Below are 26,775 nucleotides of genomic sequence, written 5' to 3'. Positions count from 1 at the left end.
AAAGGCATGAAAAGAAATGCTTACCACAAAAGCTATTTTGCGGTTTGTTTGCTGCTATTGCTGCTCATAGGCAGCATGCGCGCATCGGCACAAACCTACCTGGCACCGCCGGTAACGTTAACTACCGCACCGGCACCAGGTTCTTATTATAACAACACGGGCATCACGCTGACCCCAAACTTCAGTTTCACAGCAGCATCTGGTAGCAGCTTGAATTTTTACATTACAGCTCAAGATTGCGTTCCTCAAACAATAGCGCTGAGCAATACCCAGAACTATATCCTAACCTCGGTGCCACGGACAAAGGGTTTGACAAGCAATACCATGCTTGCCGGCCGGATGACCTGCGAGCTGATGCAGACGGTACAATATATAGACGGGCTGGGCAGGCCGCTGCAAACCATACAGATCAAAGGCTCGCCGTTGAAAAAAGATCTTGTGCAGGCATTTGCGTATGACCCGTACGGGCGGGAAGCGATGAAATACCTGCCGTATGCGGCCACCACTACCGACGGCAGTTATAAAAGCGACGCTCTGACCGGGGCGCTCACCACTTTTTATAACCCTGGCAATACCGGAGCTACCCAGCAAACCAATGGTATACCCAATACCTCGTATCCATTCGCGCAAACAGGCTTTGAGCCCTCGCCGCTGAACCGGGTGATTGAGCAGGGAGCGCCGGGGGTGGCCTGGCAGCTGGGCACAACACCCGATGCCGGCAGCAGCAGCCACTCGGTAAGGATGGTATTTACTACCAATGACCAGAGCAGCACTTTTAATACGGCAGTAACAGGAAACAACGGTAGCCGGATAGCAGCGTTGTATACAGCTGGCATCAACACCAATCAAAGCCGTACCTTAAGCCGGGCAGGCAACAATGCCACCTACAGCCCCAACCAATTATCGGTTACCATTACGCGTAATGAAAACTGGCAACCGGCAAATGGTTGTTTTAACACCACCGAAGAGTATAAGGACAAGGAAGGGCACGTGGTACTGAAACGTACTTATAACATCAAGGGCACGACAGCCGAAGAGCTCTCGACCTATTATGTGTATGACGATCTGGGCAACCTGAGCTTTGTATTGCCACCGGGAGCCAATCCGGATGCCCCGGCAGTTATTTCCCAAACAACGCTTGATAACCGCTGCTACCAGTACCGTTATGATGCCAGGAACAGGCTGGTGCAAAAGAAGGTGCCGGGCAAAGGCTGGGAGTATACAATCTACAATAAACTCGATCAGCCGGTTGCAACCCAGGATTCGGTGCAGCGGATGAAATCACCGCAGGAATGGATGATCACTAAATATGACGCGATAGGCAGAACGGTGCTCACCGGCATTTATCAGCATACAGGCAGTACAGCGGGAACGGATATCCATGCCACGATCCAGGGGCTTGTTGATGGCCAGGCGGCGCAATGGGAAACGCCTGTAAACACCGGCAACGGTTATACCACCAACAGCTGGCCGGGTACCAACCTGGCAACCACGCTAAGTGTGAACTATTATGACAGCTATACCGGTATCCCAAGCTTTCCCGGGGCCTATGACCAAACGGCTAATCCCGCGTTCAGCAAACAAACCACAGGGCTGCTTACCGCTTCCAAAACATTGGTGCTGAATACTACCGGAGACTATTTGTGGAGCGTGCCGTACTATGATAACGAAGGGCAAGTGGTCAAATCATTCACACAGCATTATGTGGGCGGAGGCTCATCGCTGAGCATGTATAACTATGATGCCGACAGCACGGTATATAACTTTGTTAAACAGCCCACGCTGGTACAACGGAAGCATTACCTGAAAAACACCAATGGCACTGCCGGTGTGCTTACCCTGACCGAACGGAGCAGTTATACCTATGACCACATGGGGCGTAAGCTAAATACGATTCACCAGCTACAGGATGGCAGTAATGCTGCGCAGGATTCGGTGATCCTGACCCGGAGTGATTATAACGAAGTTGCCCAGCTAAAAACAAAAGGGCTGCATTCAAAGAACGGTGGAACAACCTACCTGCAAACCATCGACTACCGTTATAACCCGAGGGGCTGGCTGAGCAGTATCAACAATGCCAACCTGAACAGCGATGGCGGCCTGACCAACAACGACAGCAATGATAAGTTTGGCGAGGAGCTGAGCTATGACGGTGCTACCACGGCAGCCAAACAATACGGCGGCAATATTGCCACCGCGGTTTGGAAATCGGCACCAATTGTTATCGGCGGAACAACCATAACACCGGTTAAACAAACCTATGATTACGGCTACGATAACCTGAACCGGCTTCGCTCGGCGGTATCCACCAGCAGCACGGCTAAAGATAACCTGTACGGGGAGAACGTGACCTATGACAATATGGGTAACATTACTAACCTGGGCAGGTATGATAACATTCCTGGTCAGGGCAGAAAGCAGATCGATACGCTGACCTATACGTATAACCATTACCAGGTAAATCAGGTAGATGATGCTTCAACCTATTCCGGGCTGTTCGGTTTCCAGGACCCGGTGAAGGTAGCGAATGAATATACCTATGATGGTAACGGCAATGAGCTGAAAGACCAGAACAAAGGGATCAGCAGTATTACCTACAATATGCTCAACCTGCCGCAAACCATCAACAAGACGGATGGCAGCACAGTGACCTACGTGTACAGCGCGGCAGGCAACAAGCTAAGAAAGATATTGGTAGCAGGCGGTAACACCACAACCACCGAATACGAGAACGGTATAGAGTATGACAACAGCACCAATACCATCGCGTTTATCCAGACCGAGGAGGGCCGGGCAAGAAAAAGCGGCAGCAATTATGTGTACGAGTACGACCTGAAAGACCATTTGGGCAACACCAGGGTAACGCTGACACCTGATCCGAATGACGCTACCCAGCAAACAGCAAAACTGTTACAGATGAATGATTACTATGCCTTTGGGTATGGAATCCAGTCGACACAGCAGACCATTTCTCCTAAAAATGAATATCTTTATAACCATAAGGAGTTACAGGAAGAGACGGGGTTGTATGATTACGGTGCACGTTTCTACGACCCTGTAATTGCACGTTGGACAACGATTGATCCTAAAGCAGAATTAGATAGGCGCTGGAGTCCATATAGTTACGCATTTAGTGACCCGATGCGTTTTACTGATCCTGATGGAATGTGGCCAGATTGTACTTCTTGTGATGTTTTCATAGGATTTGCAGCTGCTGTTATAGATAATAATACTGGTGGACTTCTTCCTGTTCGACAAGTAGCAGGTCACTTAGTAAGTAATGCAAAAGCATTTAATAGAGGGCAAGACGCAGGAGATGTAGCAAGTATTGCTCAAGGTGCTGGTGAGGTTAGCGGAGGCCAAGGAACGGTCACAGGAGCAGCTGTTGCAACCGTAGGCTCAGGTGGATTAGCTGTTGAAGTAACTGCACCTGCTGCTGCACTTGGTGGACTTGCAATTGTACATGGAGCAGTAGTTGGTACACATGGAGCTTATGCACTGGCCTCACAGAAAGGGAGATTACAAGAACCTGGCAGTAGACCAGGAAAGGGTTTTACACAAAAAGGTAAGAAAACCGTTATAGAGAATAACAAAGCTCAAAATGGAGGTAATACGGTTTGTGAAAATTGCGGAGTGCAAACAACACCTGGCCAACAATCACAAAAGGGAGTTACTCCTTCTGGCACAGAAACTAATGTGGATCATATTGATCCAAAATCGAATGGAGGAAGTGGAACACCTGAAAACGGTCAAGTCCTTTGTCGAGGTTGCAACTTAAAGAAAGGTGCAACGCCACCACAACAGCAATAAATATTGACAATCAATTAAACCAATATGCATGGAAAAGATAACGTTTGAATACAATGACCTTGAAGAACAATATGCATTAGAGAGTGCTTGGGCAGAGAAGGTTGGCGACAATTATAAACTTGATAATATATTATTCTATGCCCCTGGTTATTCACTGGGCGACATTGTAAAGGTAGAGGATAGAAATGGTGAGCTTTTCGTTACGGGACTTGTAGAAGAATCTGGGCACACAACGGTTAGAATTATCTTTTACGAAGATGAAATTATCAATACAACTATGATTCAGCTCGAAGGCATGGGTTGTCGTTGGGAAGGTAGTAACATTCCAACATTGATGTCTGTCGACATTGCGCCAGAGATTGACTATGCATTGATTAGAAGGTTTTTGGATGAAGGGGAAGAAAAGGATTTGTGGAGTTATGAGGAATCTTGCTTAGCGCATGATATCGATTAATAATCACTATTGCCCATTCAAAACGACCATGAAAAGCCCCTGCACAGGGGCTTTTCTCATTAAGCATTTACTTAGCTAATTCCTGGATATGCCTTTTCGTGATAAAGGCATCAATGAAAATCTTTACAACCTGCTTATCTTCAGCGCTAAACTGCTCTACCTCCTTAAATTGTTTAAGCAGTTCCCGGTCAGTTAGCTGCGCCGTTACAGATGCATCGTTAAAATCATCATTCACCAGGTAATCAGTAGTCGTATCTAACGCTTTTGCCAGCTTGGATAGCATATCTGCTGCTGGCTTGGCTTTACCTGTTTCATAGCGGCCAATCTGCACATAAGAGTTCAGGCCGACGATCTCAGCCAGCTCTGCCTGCTTCAGTCTTTTTTGGATGCGTAAGTTAACAATTAAAGGTTAATAAATAAACATTTAGCGGTTTAGCGAGACCTAAAATTAGGAGCCTGAAACAGGTCCCGCAAGAGGTCTCGATCAGATTGAGAAGTATTGAGTTTGGATGCGTTGCCTACAAATAAGAAACGCCCCAAATTCTATGATTTGAGGCGTTTTACAAAAACTTTGTTCACTTGATGCGGAGAGTTAGGGATTCGAACCCCAGGAACCTTTAACAGTTCAACAGTTTTCAAGACTGCCGCAATCGACCACTCTGCCAACTCTCCGGGGACAAAAGTACAAATCTGAAGCGAATTGCCAAATCTGGAAAGGTACTTTAAGCCTAAGTTAAGCCAATGTTACAACACACAGTCTGTTTATCAGATTATTAGAATTTAATTTTTTTTATAAAAAATCATTTTTGCCTCAGAAAATAGCTAAAAACAGCCCGTTTTTCATCATTAGCAACTCTGCAGATCGGGCTCAAACGTTCGCATACTATCAAACAGCATGGCAAAACCATCGGCCATTTGCTGAAATAACTGCTCATCGAGACTATATTTAAGTGAGCTACGTAAACCGTGGGCTTTGATAATCCCCAACCGTCTTAATTCGGCAAGGTGCTTGGTTATCGTTTCGTGGTTAAAGGGAATAGTATATAAACTTTCTTTGCTTACAGAATTGCCATTAGCTATGATAATACGCACAATGGCAATCCTTACAGGTAAGGCAAGAGCTTTCGCAAAATTGGCCAGTTCATTGTCGGTAGTTGAAAATTTCAGATCGAAATAAGGCATAATTTATCCATACGTTTTTAATTGCATTGTGCGGTGTTAACAGCATGTAATGCAGGTAATAAATAATTAAGGAAACATTGTAACAGGTATCAGCAGGAGAGGAGCCCTGATAACTCAAATTTTCCAGGTACGGATAATAGAAAGGATATTAGCTGTATAAAAGATTTTGTGAGCCCGGAACCTGTTCGGATCGTCAATTTTTGACAGGCACCTGAATGGACATAATTCACAAACGCGTATTAACCTGAATTGGTTACTTAAGGCGACTAAGTTTTTGCCGAAGATAACACGGGGGCGTGATAGAAATAGAACCGGGATCGATTTGCTGTTAGTTGCACTTGAAATAACAGGGGTATTGTGCTTTACCTGACTGTTAGCAGTAAAGTGTTGCCCGGTTTTAGTATGACCGGCAACTTTAGGGCAACGTGTAACATATAAGCACGAAAAAAAGAAGTACCCTATTGCTATAAATAAACAAAGTATTCTTTTTCCTAATGATATTGACCTCATGAACCGGTTTTTCAAACATCAAAAATAGGATTGCAATGTTATGATTGTGTTCCTAAATGATTAAAATAACATTAACCAATTCGGCGTTAATTTGTAACTTGTATATAAATTATGAACCGGGTACTCGACTGATGACCAGATGCGTTAAAATATTATTCATGTGCTTGTTGCTTTTGAGTACAGTTAACCTGCGCGCGCAAAGTAGCAGAAGGATTTGTTTTGCCTTTTATGACGGAACCTTTAATGCCGAAGTTGATACACAGACTATCGTGACTACTGGCTCCGTGTTATCCGAACAGATTATAAAAGACTTTTACCATGCTGGTAGTACAGGAGGTTATAGATCTTTGCTTACAGAATTGCAAAGCTACAAGGAAAAGCATCAACTTAACGACTGGCTTTATTACCAGCTTGTACGTAAAACTGCGCAGCAAATAGCCCCAAAAGAAAAAAACTATAACAACTATACCTTATATAAATGGTTCCTGATGGTTGAATCGGGGTATGATGCCCGGTTGGCCCTGTCCGGTAAAAAGATCATTTTTTACGTTTACAATAATGAAGATATATCTGATATACCTTCATATACAGTTAATAATAAAAAGTACATGTGCCTCAATATCCATGACTATCCAGGCACCGATCTTACAACACAGGCTGCTACTCCTGTTGATATCGATGTTCCCGGGGCTATAAATTCGTTTTCATATAAAGTTACCCGGATGCCTGATTTTACGCAGGCAAATTATATCGAAAAAGATTTGCAGTTTACTTATCAGCATAGGGCATACTATTTCAAAATTAAGCTCAATCCGCTGGTTGATTCTATCTTCAGAAATTACCCCGTTGTCGATTTTGAATCCTATTTCAATATCCCATTAAGTAAGGAAACCTATGGTTCGCTGATTCCTTTACTTAAGCAAAATGTGAGTAGGATGGATACAAAAAAAGGGGTTGACTACCTGATGCGTTTTACCCGTTATGCCTTTTTATATGAAAACGACGAAATGAATTTTGGCCGCGAAAAGCGCCTAAGCCCCGAAGAAACCCTGTTTGCCCAATACAGTGATTGTGATGATCGGGCGGGCTTGTTCTTTTATTTGGTGAAGGAAATATACAATTTGCCTATGATTGCTGTTTTATATCCAACTCATATAACTATGGCAGTTCAGTTTGATAAACCAGTTGGGAAACCTTTGCTTTATAACGGAAAAGCATACTCATTTTGCGAACCTACCCCACAGTTACATGATCTTAAGATAGGGCAGGTATCAGCATCGCTAAAGCAGGTACCTTATAAAATTGTGTACGAATATAACCCATAAGAATAGGAGGGTTGCCTATCCAACCTTTTGTTCAGCGTTATTAATGGCGCTTAACATATTCTCAAATTGGGCAGTATACCGGTTCCAGGTAGGCCAGTTAACATCATACAACGATTTCTTACCGTCAATAGCAACGGTGATCAACCGGGCATCCATTAATTCCTTTAAGTGGTGGGATACTGTAGGTTGTGCCAATGGAAGTATCTCAACTATTTCGCCGCAGGTAAAATGCTTATGCTGGGCTAAAATACGCATAATAGCAATCCTTGCGGGATGCGACAGCGCTTTTGCTACCATTGATAAATCCTGATCTGTTGCGGCAAACTCAGCCTTTTTATGATTAGCCATGTTTAAATGTGAGTTACAAATATATAACCCATATTTAAAAATGAATAATTGAACCTCTAATACTTCATTTAATCTTCATGATATTGGATAAAATCTAAAACTTTAGATTTAATTTAACATTTAAGATATTCGATTTGATAATTTTGAGTTAACATGAATTTAATTTAACGGGGATACTTTTGACCCGTCATTAAAAATTTATGAAGTCGACAAAATCTTTACTCCTGCTAATCTTATCCGTATTTTTCTTTACACTGAAAGTATCCGCACAAGGCAATGGCAAGATCATTGGCAAGATCATCGATCAAAAAACCAGTGAAACGCTTATTGGTGCTACTGTGGGTATTGATGGCACAACTAAAGGCGCCGCTGCCAACGTAGATGGCCGTTACGTGCTTACCGATGTAAAGCCGGGTAAATACACCTTAGTTATTAAATATATAGGCTATCAAACTAAATCAATTTCGGATGTTGAAGTTAAGGCCGGTCAGGTTACTACGCTTGACATTGCGATGGCTTCCGGAGCGACAACTGCACTTAAGGAGGTTGTGGTTAAATCAACCTACCGTCAGGCTTCAGTTGCTTCGTTATATGCAACTCAAAAAAATAGCGCATCTATTTCTGACGGTATCTCTTCTGAGCTTATTCGCCGCGCGCCTGACCGCAATACCAGCGATGTGTTAAAAAGGGTAAGTGGAACTACTATCCAGGATAATAAATTTGTAATTGTAAGGGGCTTGAGCGACAGGTATAACAGTGCGTCACTTGATGGAGCTCCGCTACCAAGTACCGAGCCTAACCGTAAGGCATTTTCATTTGATATTGTTCCGTCAAACCTTGTTGAGAATATTGTGATCAGCAAAACCGCAACTCCTGATCTTCAGGGTGATTTTGCCGGTGGTAGCGTTCAAATACAAACCAAAGATATTCCTGATCAAAACTTTGTAAGTCTTAATGTCGGCGTGGGCTATAATTCTCAGAGCACATTTAAGGATTTCCAAAACGGGTACCGCAACGCCAGCGACTACTTTGGCTTTGACAATGGGACACGCAAACTGGTTAGCAATTTCCCTACAACAAACCAGATCGTTAACCGCCAGCTCAGCCAAACCCAAACCATCCAGTCAATCAACAGTCTTAACAACGATTTTAGTATCTACAGAAGTAATGCTCTACCTACTCAAAACTATCAGCTAACCGTAGGTAATGTGCAGGAGATTGGCGCCAGCAAAAACAGGTTTGGTACAACGGTATCGTTAACTTACCGTAACTCGCAAACTACTGTTCCCGATTTGATACAGCAGTTTGATAACTATGATTATCACAGTGCCCAATACAAATTCTCAACAAATATAGGTGCGTTGGCCAACTTTGCTTACAGTTTTGGTAAAAACAAAATCACGTTCAAAAACCTCTACAACCGTACGTTTGATGACCAGTTTACTTACCGCACAGGTTCAAATACCAGTGATGGCAGCTATGATTCGCGTTTCTATGCCAACGATTTGTTAGAGAAATCATTGCTAAAAAGCACGCTTGAAGGCGAGCACGGTTTAGGCGCTAAAAACTCAAAAATTAAATGGAACCTGGGCTTTAGCAATATCATTAACGATCAGCCTGATCAGCGTAAAACCAACTACAGACAAGGTGCTGCCGGCGAACCGTTTTACGCTCAGGTTACTGGTTTAGCTAAACAAAATGCCCGTGTATTTTCTCATCTGAACGAAAACATTTACTCAGGTAAGGTAGATTATTCGGTCCCTGTTGATCTGTTTAAACAAAGTACATTGAAGCTGGGTGTTTACTCGCAATATCGTAAGCGCGATTTTAACGCGCGTTTCCTTGGCCTGGTTATCAATACAAGTAATACTCAATACGATATTAACACTATCCTTCAGCGACCAATTCAAACCATATTTGGCCCTAACCTGATCAATAACGGTTTGTACTCGCTTGACGAAATTTCAAACCCTACCGACAGGTATGATGCGAACAGCTGGACTAACGCCGGTTACGCCATGCTCGATAGCAAATTCAGCGAAAAGATACGCGTTGTTTATGGTTTAAGGGTCGAGAAATTTGATCTTAAACTGCATACCGAAGAAACAGATATGCAGCAGCCGCGTGCGCAACTAAATAACACGGATTTCCTTCCTTCGGTAAACTTTACATATGCTTTAACGCAGCGGGCTAATTTCAGGGCATCGTATTACCGTACGCTGGCAAGGCCTGAATTTAGGGAATTGGCGCCGTTTGCATTTTATGATTACGAATTACTGGCTACTTTACAGGGTGAACCAAACCTGAAACGTACATTGGTTGATAACGCCGATTTAAGGTATGAGTTTTATCCTTCGGCCGGGCAGATCTTTTCGATATCTGCTTTCTACAAAAAATTCCAAAATGCTATCGAGCCTAAAATAGAAGACTCTAACTCGTCAACTACCATCAGCTATTTTAACTCAAAATCGGCTTATGTATATGGTTTTGAATTAGAGGCGCGTAAAACACTTGATTTCATTAACGGTGGCAACTTCTTTAAAAACACAACAGCTTACGCCAACTTCTCGCTTAACCGCTCAAAAGTAACTAACCCTAATGATGGTATTGTTCGCCTTGAAAAAAGCCGTCCGCTGGTAGGGCAGTCTCCTTATGTTATCAACGCGGGTTTACAGCACAATGAGTTTAATAACAAGCTATCTATTAATGTACTGTACAACAGGCTTGGCAAACGTATTTTTTATGCCGGTGGCGAAAGATTTTCAAGCGTTTACGAGCAACCACGTAATGTGCTCGACTTCCAGATCGGTTATAAAGTACTGAAAAGCAAAGGCGAAGTTAAATTCAGTGCAAGCGACGTGTTAAACCAAAAATACAATTTCATCTACGAGCTTGATGGCAAGCCATACATTCCGTCAGGAACTGGCTATACTTTCAAAAGCTACCTGCCAGGTGCAAACTATGCCCTGTCATTTAACTACACATTTTAAGAAAAGAACATAATAAAAACAACTGATTCCAAAAAAGCAAAAATTATGAAAAAACAGGGATTATTTTTAACACTTGTTGTCGGCCTTTTTATCGCGGCTTGCGGTAAGAAAGATGCTGTGATCGATCCAAACCCACCAACCGGTGGCGGTTCAGACAACAATGTTGTTACTGTAACCGGCGACATCGCAGCCAACACTACCTGGAAAGCTGACAAAATCTATTTAATTAAGGGCTTCGTTTATGTAACCGACGGCGCTACTTTGACTATCGAACCAGGTACCCTGATAAAAGGTGATAAAGCAAGTAAAGGTACTTTAACTATCACCCGCGGTTCAAAAATCATGGCCGTTGGTACTGCTGATAAACCAATTGTATTTACTTCTGCATTTGAAGCCGGTGCCCGTTCAAACGGCGACTGGGGTGGTTTGATCCTTTTGGGTAAAGCTCCGGTTAATCAAGGTGACAACGTAGGTATCGAAGGTGGTTTAGATGCTAAAGGTAACGCTGCTAAATACATCCAATACGGTGGTACCGACGTAAATGACAACTCAGGTACGCTTAAATATGTACGTGTTGAGTACGCCGGTATTCCATTTTCACCAGATAACGAAATTAACGGTATTACTTTTGGTGGTGTAGGTAAAGGTACAACTATCGATTATGTTCAGGTTTACCGTTCTGGTGATGACGCTTTTGAGTGGTTTGGTGGTACTGTAAATTGTAAACACCTAATTGCTATGGGTAGCTTAGACGACGATTTTGATACCGACTTTGGTTTTGCAGGTAAAATTCAGTTTGGTTTAAGCCAACGTTTCAAAACTATTGCAGATATCTCTGGTTCAAACGGTTTTGAAAGTGATAATGATGGTTCTGGTTCCGACAAAACACCACAGACTTCTGTAGTGTTCTCAAACATGACTATGTTAGGCCCAATCACTAAAGATGGCGAAACTAACGTTAACGCTAACTATCAGCATGGTGCACAAATCCGTCGTAACTCTGCTTTAAGCTGCTTTAACTCAATTTTTTCAGGTTATGTTGAAGGTATTTATATCGATGATACCAAAGAAACTACACCTAATTCAACTTTAACTAACTATACCGCCGGCCGTTTAGTTTTCAAAAACAACTTGATTTTAGGTAGCAACAAAAAAGGCAACGAGGTTAAAGGCGAAAACAAAGATAAATTTGAAACTCAACTTAGGGCTGAGAACGTATTTAATGCCGCTATTTATGCAGACGCGGTAATTAACTCACCATTCAAATTCTCATCTGATTTCGCAAACGCAGGTACTCCTGACTTCACCGTTAAAACCGGTTCAATTGCTGCTTCAGGTGCTGCATTTACAGATGCTAAACTGAATGATACATTCTTTGATAAAGTTGACTATAAAGGTGCTTTCGGTTCAACCGACTGGACTGCTGGCTGGGCTAACTTTGACCCTCAAACAATGCCATATACTACAGCAGGTGCTGTGAAAAAATAATTTGGTACACCCTCAAAAAAAGGTTCCCCGGTAATTGGGGAGCCTTTTTTGTTATTGTTACATCCTGCAATTTTCTGCCCGAAAACATACCATGCCGTCTCCCAAATATACCGAAACAGATAGCGAACTTGCCTGGTTTGCCCGTTTACTGGCTTTGCCCGTGCGGGTTTATATTGTTCGGAAAATTATTGAAAACAATAATGCGATAAGTAAAAAGGACATTTGCAATGTGCCATTTGAGATGGAGAACATCCTGAAACATATAACTGAGCTTAAGGCACTCGGGTTGGTAAAAACCAACGGGTCTAAACTCGATACCGTCTACAGTGTTGACATCGCCTTGTTTAACCGCGTAGCAGGCAAGTTTGTATCACTTTTTGGCAGTTTGAATTCGGTTATCGATTTGCCGGTTGTTGCAGAATTATCCGAAGCCGTACACGAGAAAAAGGAGGCGGTTGCAAACACCTCTTACTCTGCAAGCTTTGGCGAGTTAATAAAAAGATACAGGCGCTCGCTCAAGATGTCGCAGGAAGAGTTGGGGCGACTTGTTGGTATCGACCGCTCGGAGCTTAGCCGTATTGAATGCGGGAAGAAAAGTCCCGGGGCTGAAAAACTGCCTTTATTCTCGCGAGCCCTCAAAACAGATATAGATACACTTAGTAAAGAGTATTATAGTTTCAGAATAGTGACCCTTATTGAAGAAAGTGGCTTTAGTGGTATTGTACTTGAAAGCGCGTTGGCTAAAATGAATTATTTGTTTGCGGCCGGCTGACAGACAGTTTGTTAACGTAAACTTAATGCGCTTTTTTGTAGCATAACGCTTAGGGTAAACGTAAGGGTTTATACAAATTAACCTTAAGCATGAAATCAAAACTTATCCTGCCATTATTACTGCTTAGTAGTACTTCGTTGTTTTATTCCTGTAGTAAACAAAAGAGCGAAAAAAATCAGCCTGCCATAGATGGTAAAAACTTAACGACCTGTGGCGAAGGATCTAACTGTAGTTTTTTATTTACCGAACAAGCTGATTTTGAAGGGTACACCACCCTTAAACCAGGTGTATTTCGCGTATTTTGGAGTAGCCAGCGTACATCAGGTATTACGACTACTTTATACATCAAAGCGCCTATGCAGGGCAAAAGCTTTTCACTAACTAAAACTGATATAATTGGCGGCAAGATCCAGTTTAATCGGTCATGTCCGGCATGCCTTATGTACGAGGCGCCGTTTAAACCTGTAGATGGTTACGTTAAAGGTATCAATACCACTCCAAATAACCGGGCCGATCAAACAAAATGGCTGTTAGAAGCAAAGATTTTTTTACAGGCCGATGGGATCCCACAATTAAAAGACACCGTTTTTGTCAAACAATATTTTGACCCTAATTTTGTGATTGACTAAGAGTTTGTCATTATCCTGTAGTAAATTCCTAAAGCCTTACGAAGTTTCCAAAACCTCGTAAGGCTTTTTTGGGGACTACTTTACAACCTCAACCCATTGACCTTTTAATAAACTGCTGATCTGGTTGTTATACATCGCCTCGCAATAAACTGCCGGTAGATAGTATTTGCCGGTATAAGCCGCATTCAGCATCACATAATAGGTTGATTCCTGGCCTTCATATAAGCTGAAATAAGTATTTACCCTGTCATCGCGGATATCACGATAATCGGAAGGGGACGATTTAAAAGCTTCATCTCCAAGCAGGCGGGTGTTTAATATTTCCCAACCCGAAGGGAAGATCTGGGTAAGCGCCAGATTATCGTATCTGCCGCGTTTGCCCGGATTTTTGATATTTACCTGGGCTACAAAATCTGTTCCCTGTTTTAAGGATGATGGATCTATCGGTTTTCCTTTAAGCGAGAAATAGCCAACGCGCATCTGTAAAATATCGGGATTGATAATTGATTGGCTATCCTGTCCTGATGATGGCTGTCCTCTTTGTATTAACCTAATGTACAGCTTGTTATTGCTATTATTTTTAAGGTAAACTTTACCGCCATTAGCTGTTAAAATACCTTGCCACAGATAAGAAGTTGTACTTATGGTGGTTTTAGTACTGCCATTAGTGTAGTTAAATTCGAGCTTACCGGCTGGTTTATTTTGTCCGTAAAATTGTGCCAGCGCTATCAGCGAGTAGGCCGTAGTTTGGGTGCTATACCAATCATCCTGCGATAGGCGGGCGGCTACGGTATGCACCAGTCCGGCGGCTTTTTGTTTTTGATCCAGCAGGGTAAGGGTTTCCAATATCATAGCCTCATCGCGTAAATCGGAGCCATAAGTACCAAACAGGCTGTTGTATGGCTTAATCGTGGTCGATAGTTTCGATATCATCTTTAAACCAACTTCAGGTTGTCCTGCAAGTTTATAGGCAGCAGCAAGTCGCCATGCAGCGGCATCGTTCAACAAGGCAAATTCACGTAACCGGTTCATCGCACCCATTTCCGGCGAGCGGGCAAGGGCAAGCAGGTATAAACGATAAGCTTGCGTCAGATCATCTTCATAATAATACGGCTGCTTCCTGGGCGCCCAGGTCAGGGCTTTTTCCCTCTGGTATTTCTTCCAGCGGTCAATAAAACCTATAGGCATGCTATATCCTTTGGCTTGAGCGGCTAACATAAAATGTCCGGCATAGTTAGTACCCCATTCGTTAGCTTCGCCACCGTCCGGCCAGTAGCTTAAGCCACCGCCTTGCACCTGGAAGCCGTTAATCCTATCAATGGTGGCCTTAATATTTCGGTCGGTTTCGGCGCGTTGTTTAGGAGAAAGATCAAGCAATTGGTTCAGATACAATTGCGGGAATGCCGATGACGTGGTTTGCTCCACACAACCATGTGGGTATTCTATCAGGTAATCCAAACGTTTTGAAAGGTTTAATGGCGGGATATAAGCCACCTCAAGTGTAGCTTTATTGGTTCCGTTGATGCCAACCGGTTGATAGTCGGTATTCCAAGCCTCACCAGGCGCAAGTTCTTTCTGTATAATTCTTGTAATAGGAGGGTTAGGGTTCCGGACGTTAAGATCAACGTCATACACCGCTGTTTCTGAGCCGCTTTTGGCAATTACTTTTACTTTGCCAACACCAACAAAATCTTTAACATTTAAATCAAAGGTTACCAGTTGGTCGCCCGGTTTATCAAAAGTTAGTGTTTTTTGATTGTTACCGCCTAAATTACTGAAAGCATTGCTCTGTACCTGCAGGCTTACGGTTTTGATATTGTTTTCCATCGCGAACACGGTAACCGGCAGTTGAATACTTTCTGACGGACCAAGCACACGGGGCAAGGTAGCCAGGATCATCAACGGCTTTTTAACCGCTACGGCTTTTTCGGCAATACCATAAGCGCCGTTATGACCTGCTACTATCATGGCCTTAACGGAGCCTACATACTGAGGCAATGTAAAGCGCTGTGTTTGCTTTTCACCGGTATTGAGGTGGAAAGGGCCAAGAAATTTCACAACAGGCTTAAAGCGGTTTACAGACACATTTTTGTTGTTACCCAGGTTTCCGTCACCACCTATACTTAAAATTCGCTCCAAACCGCCGCCAAACGCGCCTATCACATAATCAAACAAGTCCCAGGTTTTTACGCCCAAAGCTTCGTGGGCATAAAAAGTATCATGCGGGTCGGGTGTTTTGTAATTGGTGATATCCAGTAAGCCTTCGTCTACAATAGCGATGGTGTAGGTCATTTCCTTGCCCGATGCTTCTGAAACGGTAATGGCCGATTGTGTTTCGGGTCTGATCTTGTCAGGCATGCTGATAATTGGTTTCAGTATGGTCTCCGGGTTTTCTATCTGTAAAGGAATAGCACCATACATCCGGATAGGCAGGTCATTAACCGTTTGTGAATGTTTTTGCAGCAGCGTAACGTTTACAAAAACGTTTGGCGCCATGGTTTCGTCAACTTTGAATGAATAGCGGGTTTGCCCTTTTTTTGTATCTATCCAGGTGGTTTTTAAAACCTTGCTGCCGTTCTCAAAACTGATCAGCGCGCGGCCGGCCTCACCTGTTGGAATAGTCAGTGTAGCTTCTTCTCCAACCTTATACGTTTGTTTATCTGAAGTGAAAGATAACATTGCGGCTTCTGTAGGATTGGTGGATTGCAACCTTTCCGACCAGTTTGGCCAGTCAACATAAATGATCTTGCCTGTTGAATGCCCGGTTTGTTCATCTTTTACTTTGATAAGGTACCGGCCCCAATCGGCTTTGTTGATATGAAGAGTCCATTGGCCCGAGCCATTGGTTAACCGCACACTTTCGGTTATGATGAGCTTATTATACTTATCCTGGGTAAAGTTGCTCATTTCATTGCCGGTTTGATCCCACCACCAGCGCCATTGCACTTTATACAATTCAACCTGTACGTCGCGGCTTCCCGGAAGGGCATTGCCGTTTACATCCACATCGGCAATGTCTATAACGTGGTCTTTATCAGTAACCAACATACCTGACAAATCGCTTCCCGAAGGTGTTTTAACGCCTACATAGCCTTGATAAACATTATAAGGCATACTTACCTGGTTTATGCTGAAATTACCACCTGGCTCAAATACCTTAACCAGGAAATTCGCGCGCAATTGCCCCGGAGCCTGTTTTTCGACGTTTACATTAGCATCAACATCGGCTGTGCCTGTTTCGCTTAACTTGCCATCAAAAACGATTTGTACCTGTGTATTAAAGGCAAGTGTAGGGTCATCAAAAACATAATCTTTATATTTTTTGAAGCTTGTATTTTGTGCCGATAAGTAAGCATCTACCTTAGCCTTTAAATTTTGTGCCGCGCCGCCGAAAAGCCACTGCGCACTTAACTTGCCATTGGCATTATTGCCTTTGGTTAATTCCGAAGCGCCGCCGAAGGAGAGGCTAAGCTTAAGCCTGTTCGGCATTATCGTTTCAACCTTTATCTTTTTCTCAAATACAGCACCGCCCACTTTAACCTTGGCTGTCCAGTTACCGGTAGGGGACGAGGTTTCAGTCGCGGTATGAAAACTGTAAAATCCATCTACGCTTTTAGTTTGGGTAATCCGCCTATATAATTTATCGCTTGGGTCATAAAGCTCAAATTCAACCGGATGATCGGCCGGTAGCGTTTTTAATTTATCTTCCAGGATAAAAGATGTATAAATGGAATCACCCGGACGCCAAACACCACGCTCGCCGTAAATAAATCCCTTAAGGCCGTTCTGTACTTCTTCGCCACCAACATTAAACCTCGACAGAGGGAGTGAACTACCGTCATCAAGCTTTAAATAACCACGTTGTGAACCTTTCTTAGCTACCAATAAATAAGGCTTACGCTTCAGGTCGAACTTAGCCAGACCGTCGCCATCAGTAGTACCTTTGTAAATCACCTGTTTTTGGTAATCAAGCAATTCCAGCTCTACATTATTCATTGGTTCTGCCGTTAAGATATCGGTAACCGCTATCAACATGCTGTTATTATTGCCCCGTTTGGCTATAAGGCCGATATTAGATGCTATGACGTTGCGGGTAGCCCAGCGCTGTTTGCTGTAATAGGAATCTGTACAGGCATCATTGCGTTCCTGCCAGTTATAGCCTTCGGGATAGTAATTGTCATATCGCTTCCAGAAATCATCGTCCTCGTCATTTACTTTTGATGTATTGTCGCTGTATTCGCCGCCATAATAACCTTCATCTTCGCCATCGTCACCATTATCTTTTTGTACTTTGCCACTGTGGATCTTGCAATTGAACAAGGAGTATGACCGTCTGAAACCGATCACTACCCGATAGATGGCGCCTGGTTCGGTACGGATCATCTGATCAAGATCGAGCATGAAGCGGTTCTTCTTGTTCAGGCTAAGGCCTTTATCAGTATCCAAACGGATTGTTTTTTGGATTATTGGTTTACCAACCTGCCTTAACTCGGCACTGCCGTCGAAGCCGTTACTTTGGAAGTATTGGGGAACGTTGTTTTCGTAAATCTTGATGATCGTAACGTCTACAGCGTTCAGGTTCACTGCTTCAAAAGGCATCATGATCCGGCCGGAGTCGGGCAGGATAACACCTTTGCCCGGTATGCTAACGGCTGGTAGGCGGTTTTCAAAAAACAAGTTAGCGGTATAGCCTTTGGTGATCCTTTTCAAAAGGGTATTTTTGATGCCCTCATTCACCGTTACGGTGTAATCGCCCTGTAGGCGGTCGGGAGCGTAAACTTTCACGAGGCTGCCGTCAATGCTGTAGGCAGGATCGGAAATATTGTTGATGCTGATGAGCCCGTTGAGTTCCTGTCCAACCAAAATATTGTCTGAAAATTGCACTTCAACATATTGGTCATTGTCCTGCACCGCGCGAATGTTCAATACTTTGAAATCGCCGATAGCGGGAACCTCGAAATTCTGGCTGCCCTTTTTATCTATGCCAATGCTGCTGCCATCCCAGTTAATAACAAGCGGACTACCTTTTCCTGCAACACGGGTTAAGCCGGTTATGGTAAAATGATGGTTTTTATGAGCCGCATCATGCTCCCAGTTTATTTTAACCGGCGAATCATAATTGGGCACCAGGAGTTTATCAACGGCAGATGGATCTTCAGCATCGGCTGTCTGGATGTCGCCGGTCAGTTTCATTTCGGTGTTTGAGGTACTGCTGGCCGTTTGCATACCGATGAATGATACCGTAAAATCAGGCTGAATGACTTGGAAGCTAAATTTGAAATGTTCGAAATTGCCCGGCACTTCGATTAGCTTGCTCAATTTGAAATCGGCAGTATAGTTTTTTCCTGGATCAAGCTTTTCGTCAGGCCTAAACTCAATAGTACGCGCATCTGTCCAGATGGCTTTCCCTTTTATGGATGGAGAGAAGTTAAAAAGATCGTCGGTTATTTCCTCATTTTGCTGATGGGTTACCTGCACATCACTGGCTAACCGGATGCGTATGGGGCTTTGTTTGGACACAACACCGGTGGTGTACGACTCGATATACTTGCTGAAAGCAGGGTCGACAACTGTTTTTTTATGGCCAATGGCTACCAGGTATACAATGAGTAAAACAAGGGTAACAGTGGTGATAACAGTGATTAAGGTTCGGCGTCTGCGGAATTGACTGTATCCGTTTTCCATGAAATAGGTTTATTTATTATCAGGTAAATTATAAAATTTATGACAATAAATAATTTAAAGCAAAAATTATTTTATCATAACTCCGGGCTTATTTAAAACCGGGATCTTGATAAAATTCATCTCTACAATGCTTTCAGGAAGGAAAATAAACTTCTTGTCAAAAATGTCTTTGCCGATATAATAGCTCAGCCAGTACTCGTTATTGAGGCCAAATGTTTGCTCATCAATAGGTTCAATAAGTTTATATGCCTGGCTGTCAACAACAGGGATCATGTGCCGCAGGGTGGAGGTTTTTACCTGCTCGCCATCTTTTTCACCATAACCTCTTGAGGTAATAAGTACATTTTCAATCGGCTCATTTTTAAGGTTAATGAGATATACATACCATACCTTACTTTCCACACTCTCGCTCTCCAATGCTACCGCGATAGCAATATCCTTTACATTATTTTCGGGCAGGTCTTTTTTCATATTTTGGTCGATTAAGTTAATTGGGTTGATCAGGTGAGAGGTTCTAAGCATACTCGCTAAACCATTCACCTGATCAACCCAATCAACCATTCACTATTTCTTTTTTGTTGCCGCTTTTTTCTTGGCAGGGGCTTTTGTTGCGGTTGGCTTGGCAGCCGCAGCAGCTTTACCAAAGCGTCCCTTTTTAGCATCCTTCGGCGTGGCATCGGCGAGGGCCTTGCATTCTTCGTAGGTAAGGGTCAAAGGGTCTTTATCTTTAGGGATCTTAACATTCAGCTTGCCAAATTCAATGTAAGGCCCCCAGCGACCATTCAATACTTTTACATCCGGATCTTCATCAAAAGCCTTGATCAGCTTTTCGGCATCCTTTTTACGCTTTAGGTTGATGAGTTCAATTGCTTGCTCTTCAGTAACATCATGCGGATCGATTTCTTTAGGTAAGGATACAAACGCGCTGTTATGGCTAATATAAGGCCCGAAACGACCAATTGCCACTTTCATCACCTTGCCTTCATATTCGCCTACTACCTTGGGAAGTTTAAACAGCTCAAGCGCTTCCTCAAGGCTGATGGTTTCGATGCTTTGGCCACTTCGCAAACTTGCGTAAAGCGGTTTTTCTTCAGTATCATCAGTAGCTGTTTCGCCAATCTGCACGAAAGGCCCGAAACGACCAATACGTACCGAAACTTTCTTGCCGTTTTCAGGGTGATTGCCTAATTCACGCTCACCGGTAGCTTTGTCAGCTTTTTCGATAGTGCTTTCCACTTCTTTGTGGAAGGGGTTATAAAAATCGTGGAGCATGTCTGTCCACTCTTTGAGCCCCTGGGCTATCTCGTCAAATTGCTTTTCAACGCTGGCTGTAAAGTTAAAATCAACGATATCTTTAAAATATTGTACCAGGAAATCATTTACAACAGCGCCAATATCGGTAGGGAATAGCTTACCACGTTCTGCGCCGGTATTCTCCGTTTTTTCTTCCTTAATGATGCTGCCTGCTTTCAGTGTTAAGACCCTGAAGTTACGTTGCTTGCCTTCGCGCTCTTCCTTAACTACATAACCACGGTTTTGAATGGTTGAAATAGTAGGGGCGTAGGTTGACGGACGGCCGATACCAAGCTCTTCCAGTTTTTTTACAAGGCTGGCCTCTGTATAACGGGCTGCCGGGCGCGAGAAACGCTCTGTTGCCGACATTTCCTGCAAAGCCAATCGTTGACCTTTGGTTAAAGGTGGCAGCATTGTATTGTCGCCATCCTGTTGTGCATCATCCTCATCATCGTTTGATTCAAGGTACACCTTCAGAAACCCGTCGAATTTCATTACTTCGCCATTGGCTACCAAATCTTCACTGCGGGTTGATATACTGATTTTTGCAGTAGTTTTCTCAAACTGTGCTTCGCTCATTTGCGAGGCGATGGCGCGCTTCCAGATCAGTTCATATAAACGCTTTTCTGAAGATTCGCCATCAATAGTATGGTTATTGAAATATGTAGGCCTGATAGCTTCGTGAGCTTCCTGGGCGCTGGCATTTTTTGTTTTATATCTTCTTTGCTGATGGTATTTTTCACCGTAAGCAGATACGATTTCGCTCGCGGCGGAGTTCAAAGCAAGTTCCGACAAGTTTACCGAGTCGGTACGCATATAGGTGATATATCCCGATTCGTAAAGCCTCTGAGCAACCTGCATGGTACGCGCAACCGAATAGCCAAGCTTACGGCTGGCTTCCTGTTGCAGTGTTGATGTTGTAAATGGTGCGGCAGGAGAACGCTTTGTTGGGCGTGTATCTAATGATTTTACATCAAAATCAGCAGCAATGCAATCCTGTAAAAACTTTTCAGCTTCTTCCTGTTTTGCAAAACGCTCAGGCAGTTCGGCTTTGAAAGCCTCTTTGCCTTTACCAAATATGGCTACTACTTTAAATGCAGCCTCCGATTTAAATCTATTAATCTCGCGTTCACGATCAACAATAAGCCTTACCGCAACTGATTGTACACGGCCTGCAGAAAGTGAAGGTTTTACCTTTTTCCACAGAACAGGGGAGAGTTCAAAACCCACCAGCCTGTCTAAAACACGGCGTGCCTGCTGGGCATTAACCAGGTTATAGTCAATTTTACGCGGTGTATCAATTGCTTTTAAAATAGCCGGTTTGGTGATCTCATGAAAAACAATACGCTTGGTATGAGTATCTTTCAAATCCAGCGTTTCAAACAAGTGCCAGGAAATGGCCTCACCCTCGCGGTCCTCGTCCGATGCAAGCCAAACCATTTCGGCTTCCTTAGCTAACTTCTTTAATTCGGTGACTACCTGCTTTTTATCCGCAGGTACCTCGTATTTTTGTTTAAAGTTATTAGCAATGTCAATTGCATCTTCCGACTTAACCAGATCACGGATATGCCCGTAGCTGGACTTTACTGTAAAGTCCTTGCCAAGGTAACCCTCAATGGTCTTAGCTTTTGCAGGTGATTCAACTATCAGTAAGTTTTTGGCCATTTAATCAGTTTTAGTTTTTGCAAATAAAACATAAAGTAAGCGAAACACCAATTAGTTTTTAGTAAAAGGTGCAAAAAATGAACGCTTATTGGGCTTTGAGTTGAAGAAATAATGTTAAAATGCCATTGAAAATAGCATTATGATAAAACAATTGCTTTTATCTTAATAAATTGATAACAAGCAATTGTTCAATTCATATTTTCAACTTAAAATATGAAGGAAAAAAAGGATGTTTACATCAGGAAACCGCCACCAAGCAGGTCATCACCTTCATAAAATACTGCAGACTGGCCTGGAGCTATGCCTGATACATTATGATGGAAATCAACCTTCATATGCTCGTTCATTTGAAGAATGGTACTTTGGGTGCCGGTATCTTTATAGCGTATTTTAGTGATAGCTTCAAGCGGCTCACTTATGGTTTCGTATTTAATGAGGTTGAGGTTCCTTACCCATGCCTGTTTGCGTTCCAGTTCATCGGCTGTACCTAAAGCAACAGTATTGGTTTCAGGGTCGATGCGCATCACAAACATTGGATGACCTAAAGCCACACCCAAGCCTTTCCGCTGGCCGATGGTATAAAAAGGATAGCCCTGGTGTTTACCGACAACGGTGCCATTTGAAAGCACAAAATTGCCCGGGCCAACCCTTTCATCCAAATCTTCAACTTTATGGCGAAGGAATGAACGATAATCGTTATCGGGAACAAAACAGATCTCATAGCTCTCGCTTTTACCGGCAAGTTCAATCTGTCCCATATCAAGCGCCATCTGCCTGATCTCAGGCTTTGAAAAACTGCCCAAAGGGAATTTAGTACGTGCAAGATTTTTCTGCGATACTCCCCACAATACGTATGACTGGTCTTTATTAGTGTCTTTGCCTTTTGAAATTACGTAACGGCCGTTATCCTGCAAACGGATGTTTGCATAGTGTCCTGTGGCTATAAATTCACAATCAAGCTTATCGGCACGTTTTAATAGTGCTTCCCATTTAATGTGGGTGTTACATAATACACATGGGTTAGGGGTGCGGCCCGCCAAATACTCGTCAACAAAGTTATCGATTACAAAATCGCCAAACTCGTTACGGATATCTAATATATAATGCGGAAAGCCGTAGCCAACAGCAAGGGCGCGCGCATCATTAATACTATCCAGGCTGCAGCAGCCGGTTTCTTTTGAACTACCGCCCGATGAGGCGTAGTCCCAGGTTTTCATGGTTAAACCAATTACCTCATAGCCCTGCTCATGCAACATCACTGCCGCTACCGAACTATCAACTCCGCCGCTCATTGCCACTAATATCCTACCGTGCTTACTCATAATTTTGCAAAGATACCTATTTGGTTTTTATGTTAATATACCCTTAGTCAGTATAGGGTAAAATGTGTTGCAATCGAACTCTTTCCGAGTTAATTAATAGTTAATTATTGTTTATTTTCAGTGCTTTATAATTCGTATATAAAGTAAAACTCAAGTGTGATTAAGCCCCTTGGCGTAATACATCTTTCCAAGAAAGCTATATGATGTTTATTATTTCCTTAGTATAAGTTAAATGTTTCAACGGCAATAACCTTAACACTGGCTTAATACAGGTGGCATTTAAACATATAAGGAGTATGAATCTCAATGGCTTAGTGTAACCAGCGTACAGATGCATTCGTAAAACCCCAACAAATAAAAACCAATTAAACATTGCATTCAAACCAGCATTTATGCTAAAAATGTTACATAAAAACGGGGTGTAAATGGTACACCGAATTCAATATTCAGGCGTTTTTGTTGCTAAAATTTTAAATAATAAATGTCGGTTTAACTATTATAAAAACAGGTGGTATTATTTATTAAAAATAATGTAAAAATGATACCGCCTATTGTAACAGACCTATTACATTATAAATTTGCTATATCCTAATTAATAAAAATATGTTAACTCAATTGACTTTAGAACAAAAATTACAGGGCGTGATTTTAGTGATTATCTGCTTTATTGCCGCAGCCAACTACTTAATAAAGTAAACGCAAAACAATAGGGAATAACACTTTTAAGGTGCTTACTACACGTAGTAAGCACCTTTTTTATGTAATAAAGATTTTCGGAGTAATAAGTTTACGGGTTACGGGTTTGTCCGTTTCCTTTAACCAGCCATTTGTAACTGGTGAGTTCTTCAAGCCCCATAGGGCCGCGAGCGTGAAGTTTTTGGGTGCTGATACCAATTTCGGCACCAAGTCCGAATTGAGCGCCATCGGTAAAGGCAGTTGATACGTTTGCGTACACGGCGGCGGCATCAACATCATTTAAAAATTGGGCGATATTTTCGGCGTTCTCCGAGATAATGGCTTCGCTGTGTTTGGAACTGTTTATGGCAATATATTCCAGTGCTTCGTTAAATGAGTCTACGGTTTTAATAGCCATCTTCATTGAAAGAAATTCAGTACCAAAGTGTTCCGGGCTGGCTTTATGCAACAGGTAGGCGGGGTAGTCATTTTTAAGCGCATCAAAAGCACGCTCATCAGCAAAGAGTTCTACCTCTTTTTCTTTTAATATGTGTGATAATCGGGGCAGGTCACTCAACCTTGCCGAGTGGATGATCAAGCAATCCAAAGCATTACAAACGCTTACACGACGAGTTTTAGCGTTGGCAATAATCTCAGCGCCTTTTTCCAAATCGCCTGATTCATCAAAATAGGTATGCACTATACCGGCACCAGTTTCAATGACAGGAACCTTGCTATTATCGCGTACAAAATCAATCAGTGACTGGCTTCCTCTCGGGATAAGTACATCAATATAGCCAATAGCATTCAACAGGGCAGTAGTAGCCTCCCGTTCAGCTGGAAGTAAAGTGGCGACATTTATATCAACACTATGTTTCTCCAATACTTTATGGATAACCGAGATGATAGCCCTGTTTGAGAAATCGGCATCGCTGCCACCTTTTAGTACACTGATGTTACCTGTTTTAAAGCAAAGTGCGAAAACATCAAAAGTTACGTTTGGTCTCGCTTCATATATAACCCCCACAACGCCGAGTGGCACACGTATTTTTGATATGGATAAACCATTGGGCATTTCTGTGGCCGAAAGCTGTTTGCCAAGCGGACTATCTAATTTGGCCACACTTAGCATATCCCCGGCAATTCCCGTAATGCGATCAGCTGTTAGCTTAAGACGGTCATATTTTGGATCGGCCGGATCCATGCGGTCAAGGTCTTTTTGGTTCTCGGCCAGGATATATCCGGTTTGGGCAATTGCTTCAGCAGCTACATCCTCCAAAACCTTGTTGATCAGGGCAGGGGCAAGGGTTGCTTTGCGACTTGCTTCACGTGCTTTATCAAAATAGCTGTTATAGTTCATGTTATTTAGCCTTGTAAGTAAAGATAATCGTAATGTACCAACGCTTTCTGGTTTTTTTGGCCGATGCGTTCACGGGCCTTGTCGGCACCGTATTCGGCAATACCTAAACCTATCAATTTATCGGTATCGTCAATCAGTTTAATAATATCCCCTTTTTTAAAGTCGGTTATCACGCCAACAATACCAACAGGTAATAAACTGGTTGCTTTGTTTGAGATCAGGGCGGCTTTGGCTCCGGCGTTGATCAACACGCTGCCCGTTGCAGATTTTTCGGAATGGGCAATCCATTTCTTTTTACCCGATGCTGTTTTATTAGGAATGAAACGGGTATGTGTAACCTGATTCTCCAACACATCGGTTAATATACTGTCCCGTTTACCATTTGCAATATGCACCGAAATCCCTAACTGGGCTGTTTTTTGTGCCATAGTAGATTTGGTGATCATTCCACCACGACCAAATTGCGAACGGCCTGACGACACGAAACTTGAAAAATCAAGCCCGTTACCGCTTACTTCATCTATCACTGCTGAACCGGCTGCTTTAGGGTCGCCGTTATAAATACCATCGACATTAGTAAGGATGATCAGGGCGTTAGCATTAAGCATAGAGGCTATCAGACCTGCCAGCTCATCATTGTCGGTAAACATCAGTTCGGTTACCGATACCACGTCATTTTCGTTCACAACAGGGATCACCTCGTATTGCAACAAGGCCTCAAGGCAGTTTTTCATATTGAGGTAGTGCATCCTGTCCCTGAAATCTTCGCGGGTAACCAAAACCTGCGAACACAGGATCTGAAACTGCTCAAATAAATGCGAGTAGGTATTGATGAGTTTTACCTGGCCTATAGAAGCAAGTACCTGGCGGGCAGCTACCGCATCTGATTTTTCAGATACGGTGATCAAACTACGGCCTGATGCTACGGCACCTGACGATACCAGGATAACTTCAATATTTTGCTTTTTTATCGCGGCTATCTGTTCAACCAAATGTTTTATTCGTGACTGGTCGGGAAGGCCATTTTCCTGGGTAATAACATTTGAGCCGATTTTAATAACGATGCGTTGATAATTGAAAGCCATTAGCTGAGTACAGAGGTTGAGGCTTCAATATTACAAATTTGAGCGTAATTAGGCCTTGTTTATTTTAAAATATCCACTAAAGTGATGGATTTTATAGTGAAATGATGCCAAAATCATCAAAAACTCAAAAAAAATGAATAATTGCCTTGACAGCAAGCTTTTAATTTATATTTTTGTCGACT

Annotated in this window: 16 protein-coding genes and 1 tRNA gene; 7 read left to right on the top strand and 10 right to left on the bottom strand. The window is 42.9% G+C overall.

Annotation, left to right across the window (positions count from 1 at the left end; all coding sequences use genetic code 11):
• The first annotated feature begins 6 nt into the window (after positions 1-6).
• Both EAH55_RS25145 and EAH55_RS25140 read left to right on the top strand, forming a co-directional pair.
• Positions 7-3,810 (top strand): DUF6443 domain-containing protein, encoded by a 3,804-nt coding sequence (locus tag EAH55_RS25145; protein WP_121812077.1) that lies wholly within the window; start codon positions 7-9, stop codon positions 3,808-3,810.
• Between the two features lie 28 nt (positions 3,811-3,838).
• Complete coding sequence (locus EAH55_RS25140; protein ID WP_121812076.1) at positions 3,839-4,264, top strand: DUF4265 domain-containing protein; 426 nt, start codon at positions 3,839-3,841, stop codon at positions 4,262-4,264.
• Positions 4,265-4,331: 67 nt separating this feature from the next.
• Here EAH55_RS25140 and EAH55_RS25135 read toward each other — a convergent pair whose 3' ends face one another.
• The 3 genes from EAH55_RS25135 to EAH55_RS25125 all read right to left on the bottom strand — a co-directional run bounded on the left by EAH55_RS25135 (position 4,332) and on the right by EAH55_RS25125 (position 5,446).
• A complete protein-coding gene (locus EAH55_RS25135) occupies positions 4,332-4,652 on the bottom strand; it encodes a helix-turn-helix domain-containing protein (RefSeq protein ID WP_262707315.1) in 321 nt (106 codons plus the stop codon).
• A 197-nt stretch (positions 4,653-4,849) separates the two neighbouring features.
• A tRNA-Ser gene (locus tag EAH55_RS25130) sits at positions 4,850-4,936 on the bottom strand.
• 174 nt (positions 4,937-5,110) lie between these two features.
• Positions 5,111-5,446, bottom strand: coding sequence for a hypothetical protein (locus EAH55_RS25125; RefSeq protein ID WP_121812074.1), 336 nt, complete (start codon positions 5,444-5,446; stop codon positions 5,111-5,113).
• Between the two features lie 668 nt (positions 5,447-6,114).
• Here EAH55_RS25125 and EAH55_RS25120 point away from each other — a divergent pair.
• On the top strand, positions 6,115-7,281 hold the full coding sequence (locus tag EAH55_RS25120; protein ID WP_121812073.1) for a hypothetical protein: 1,167 nt from the start codon (positions 6,115-6,117) through the stop codon (positions 7,279-7,281).
• 15 nt (positions 7,282-7,296) lie between these two features.
• Here the strand turns inward: EAH55_RS25120 and EAH55_RS25115 are convergent, their stop codons facing one another.
• Positions 7,297-7,629, bottom strand: coding sequence for an ArsR/SmtB family transcription factor (locus tag EAH55_RS25115; protein ID WP_112566484.1), 333 nt, complete (start codon positions 7,627-7,629; stop codon positions 7,297-7,299).
• A gap of 200 nt (positions 7,630-7,829) precedes the next feature.
• Between EAH55_RS25115 and EAH55_RS25110 the strand changes: the two genes are divergently transcribed.
• The 4 genes from EAH55_RS25110 to EAH55_RS25095 all read left to right on the top strand — a co-directional run bounded on the left by EAH55_RS25110 (position 7,830) and on the right by EAH55_RS25095 (position 13,508).
• Positions 7,830-10,619: a TonB-dependent receptor gene (locus EAH55_RS25110; RefSeq protein ID WP_121812072.1), complete on the top strand. Its 2,790-nt coding sequence runs from the start codon at positions 7,830-7,832 to the stop codon at positions 10,617-10,619.
• 45 nt (positions 10,620-10,664) lie between these two features.
• Positions 10,665-12,107: a hypothetical protein gene (locus tag EAH55_RS25105; protein ID WP_121812071.1), complete on the top strand. Its 1,443-nt coding sequence runs from the start codon at positions 10,665-10,667 to the stop codon at positions 12,105-12,107.
• 91 nt (positions 12,108-12,198) lie between these two features.
• Positions 12,199-12,879, top strand: coding sequence for a helix-turn-helix domain-containing protein (locus EAH55_RS25100; RefSeq protein ID WP_121812070.1), 681 nt, complete (start codon positions 12,199-12,201; stop codon positions 12,877-12,879).
• An 89-nt stretch (positions 12,880-12,968) separates the two neighbouring features.
• Positions 12,969-13,508, top strand: a complete 540-nt coding sequence (locus EAH55_RS25095) for a hypothetical protein (RefSeq protein WP_121812069.1) — start codon at positions 12,969-12,971, stop codon at positions 13,506-13,508.
• Between the two features lie 75 nt (positions 13,509-13,583).
• Here the strand turns inward: EAH55_RS25095 and EAH55_RS25090 are convergent, their stop codons facing one another.
• The 6 genes from EAH55_RS25090 to proB form a co-directional block, all read right to left on the bottom strand.
• On the bottom strand, positions 13,584-19,193 hold the full coding sequence (locus EAH55_RS25090; protein ID WP_121812068.1) for an alpha-2-macroglobulin family protein: 5,610 nt from the start codon (positions 19,191-19,193) through the stop codon (positions 13,584-13,586).
• Positions 19,194-19,259: 66 nt separating this feature from the next.
• Complete coding sequence (locus EAH55_RS25085) at positions 19,260-19,664, bottom strand: hypothetical protein (protein WP_112566969.1); 405 nt, start codon at positions 19,662-19,664, stop codon at positions 19,260-19,262.
• Positions 19,665-19,757: 93 nt separating this feature from the next.
• A complete protein-coding gene (gene topA / locus EAH55_RS25080) occupies positions 19,758-22,151 on the bottom strand; it encodes a type I DNA topoisomerase (RefSeq protein WP_121812067.1) in 2,394 nt (797 codons plus the stop codon).
• 233 nt (positions 22,152-22,384) lie between these two features.
• Positions 22,385-23,473: a tRNA 2-thiouridine(34) synthase MnmA gene (mnmA, locus tag EAH55_RS25075; RefSeq protein WP_121812066.1), complete on the bottom strand. Its 1,089-nt coding sequence runs from the start codon at positions 23,471-23,473 to the stop codon at positions 22,385-22,387.
• Positions 23,474-24,260: 787 nt separating this feature from the next.
• Complete coding sequence (locus tag EAH55_RS25070; protein ID WP_121812065.1) at positions 24,261-25,508, bottom strand: glutamate-5-semialdehyde dehydrogenase; 1,248 nt, start codon at positions 25,506-25,508, stop codon at positions 24,261-24,263.
• A 5-nt stretch (positions 25,509-25,513) separates the two neighbouring features.
• Positions 25,514-26,593 carry a glutamate 5-kinase gene (gene proB / locus EAH55_RS25065; protein WP_121812064.1) on the bottom strand — a complete coding sequence of 360 codons (1,080 nt, stop codon included), beginning with the start codon at positions 26,591-26,593 and terminating at the stop codon, positions 25,514-25,516.
• Positions 26,594-26,775: the final 182 nt, after the last annotated feature.

Source organism: Mucilaginibacter kameinonensis (assembly GCF_003675385.1).
GTDB lineage: Bacteria > Bacteroidota > Bacteroidia > Sphingobacteriales > Sphingobacteriaceae > Mucilaginibacter > Mucilaginibacter kameinonensis.
Note: the sequence above shows the minus strand (reverse complement) of the source record. Positions and strands in the feature narration are given on the sequence as shown.

Coding starts and splice junctions, on each gene's coding strand:
- EAH55_RS25145 (WP_121812077.1), top strand. CDS start 7: ATGAAAAGAAATGCTTACCACAAAAGCTATTTTGCGGTTTGTTTGCTG.
- EAH55_RS25140 (WP_121812076.1), top strand. CDS start 3,839: ATGGAAAAGATAACGTTTGAATACAATGACCTTGAAGAACAATATGCA.
- EAH55_RS25125 (WP_121812074.1), bottom strand. CDS start 5,446: ATGCCTTATTTCGATCTGAAATTTTCAACTACCGACAATGAACTGGCC.
- EAH55_RS25120 (WP_121812073.1), top strand. CDS start 6,115: ATGTGCTTGTTGCTTTTGAGTACAGTTAACCTGCGCGCGCAAAGTAGC.
- EAH55_RS25115 (WP_112566484.1), bottom strand. CDS start 7,629: ATGGCTAATCATAAAAAGGCTGAGTTTGCCGCAACAGATCAGGATTTA.
- EAH55_RS25110 (WP_121812072.1), top strand. CDS start 7,830: ATGAAGTCGACAAAATCTTTACTCCTGCTAATCTTATCCGTATTTTTC.
- EAH55_RS25105 (WP_121812071.1), top strand. CDS start 10,665: ATGAAAAAACAGGGATTATTTTTAACACTTGTTGTCGGCCTTTTTATC.
- EAH55_RS25100 (WP_121812070.1), top strand. CDS start 12,199: ATGCCGTCTCCCAAATATACCGAAACAGATAGCGAACTTGCCTGGTTT.
- EAH55_RS25095 (WP_121812069.1), top strand. CDS start 12,969: ATGAAATCAAAACTTATCCTGCCATTATTACTGCTTAGTAGTACTTCG.
- EAH55_RS25090 (WP_121812068.1), bottom strand. CDS start 19,193: ATGGAAAACGGATACAGTCAATTCCGCAGACGCCGAACCTTAATCACT.
- EAH55_RS25085 (WP_112566969.1), bottom strand. CDS start 19,664: ATGAAAAAAGACCTGCCCGAAAATAATGTAAAGGATATTGCTATCGCG.
- topA (WP_121812067.1), bottom strand. CDS start 22,151: ATGGCCAAAAACTTACTGATAGTTGAATCACCTGCAAAAGCTAAGACC.
- mnmA (WP_121812066.1), bottom strand. CDS start 23,473: ATGAGTAAGCACGGTAGGATATTAGTGGCAATGAGCGGCGGAGTTGAT.
- EAH55_RS25070 (WP_121812065.1), bottom strand. CDS start 25,508: ATGAACTATAACAGCTATTTTGATAAAGCACGTGAAGCAAGTCGCAAA.
- proB (WP_121812064.1), bottom strand. CDS start 26,593: ATGGCTTTCAATTATCAACGCATCGTTATTAAAATCGGCTCAAATGTT.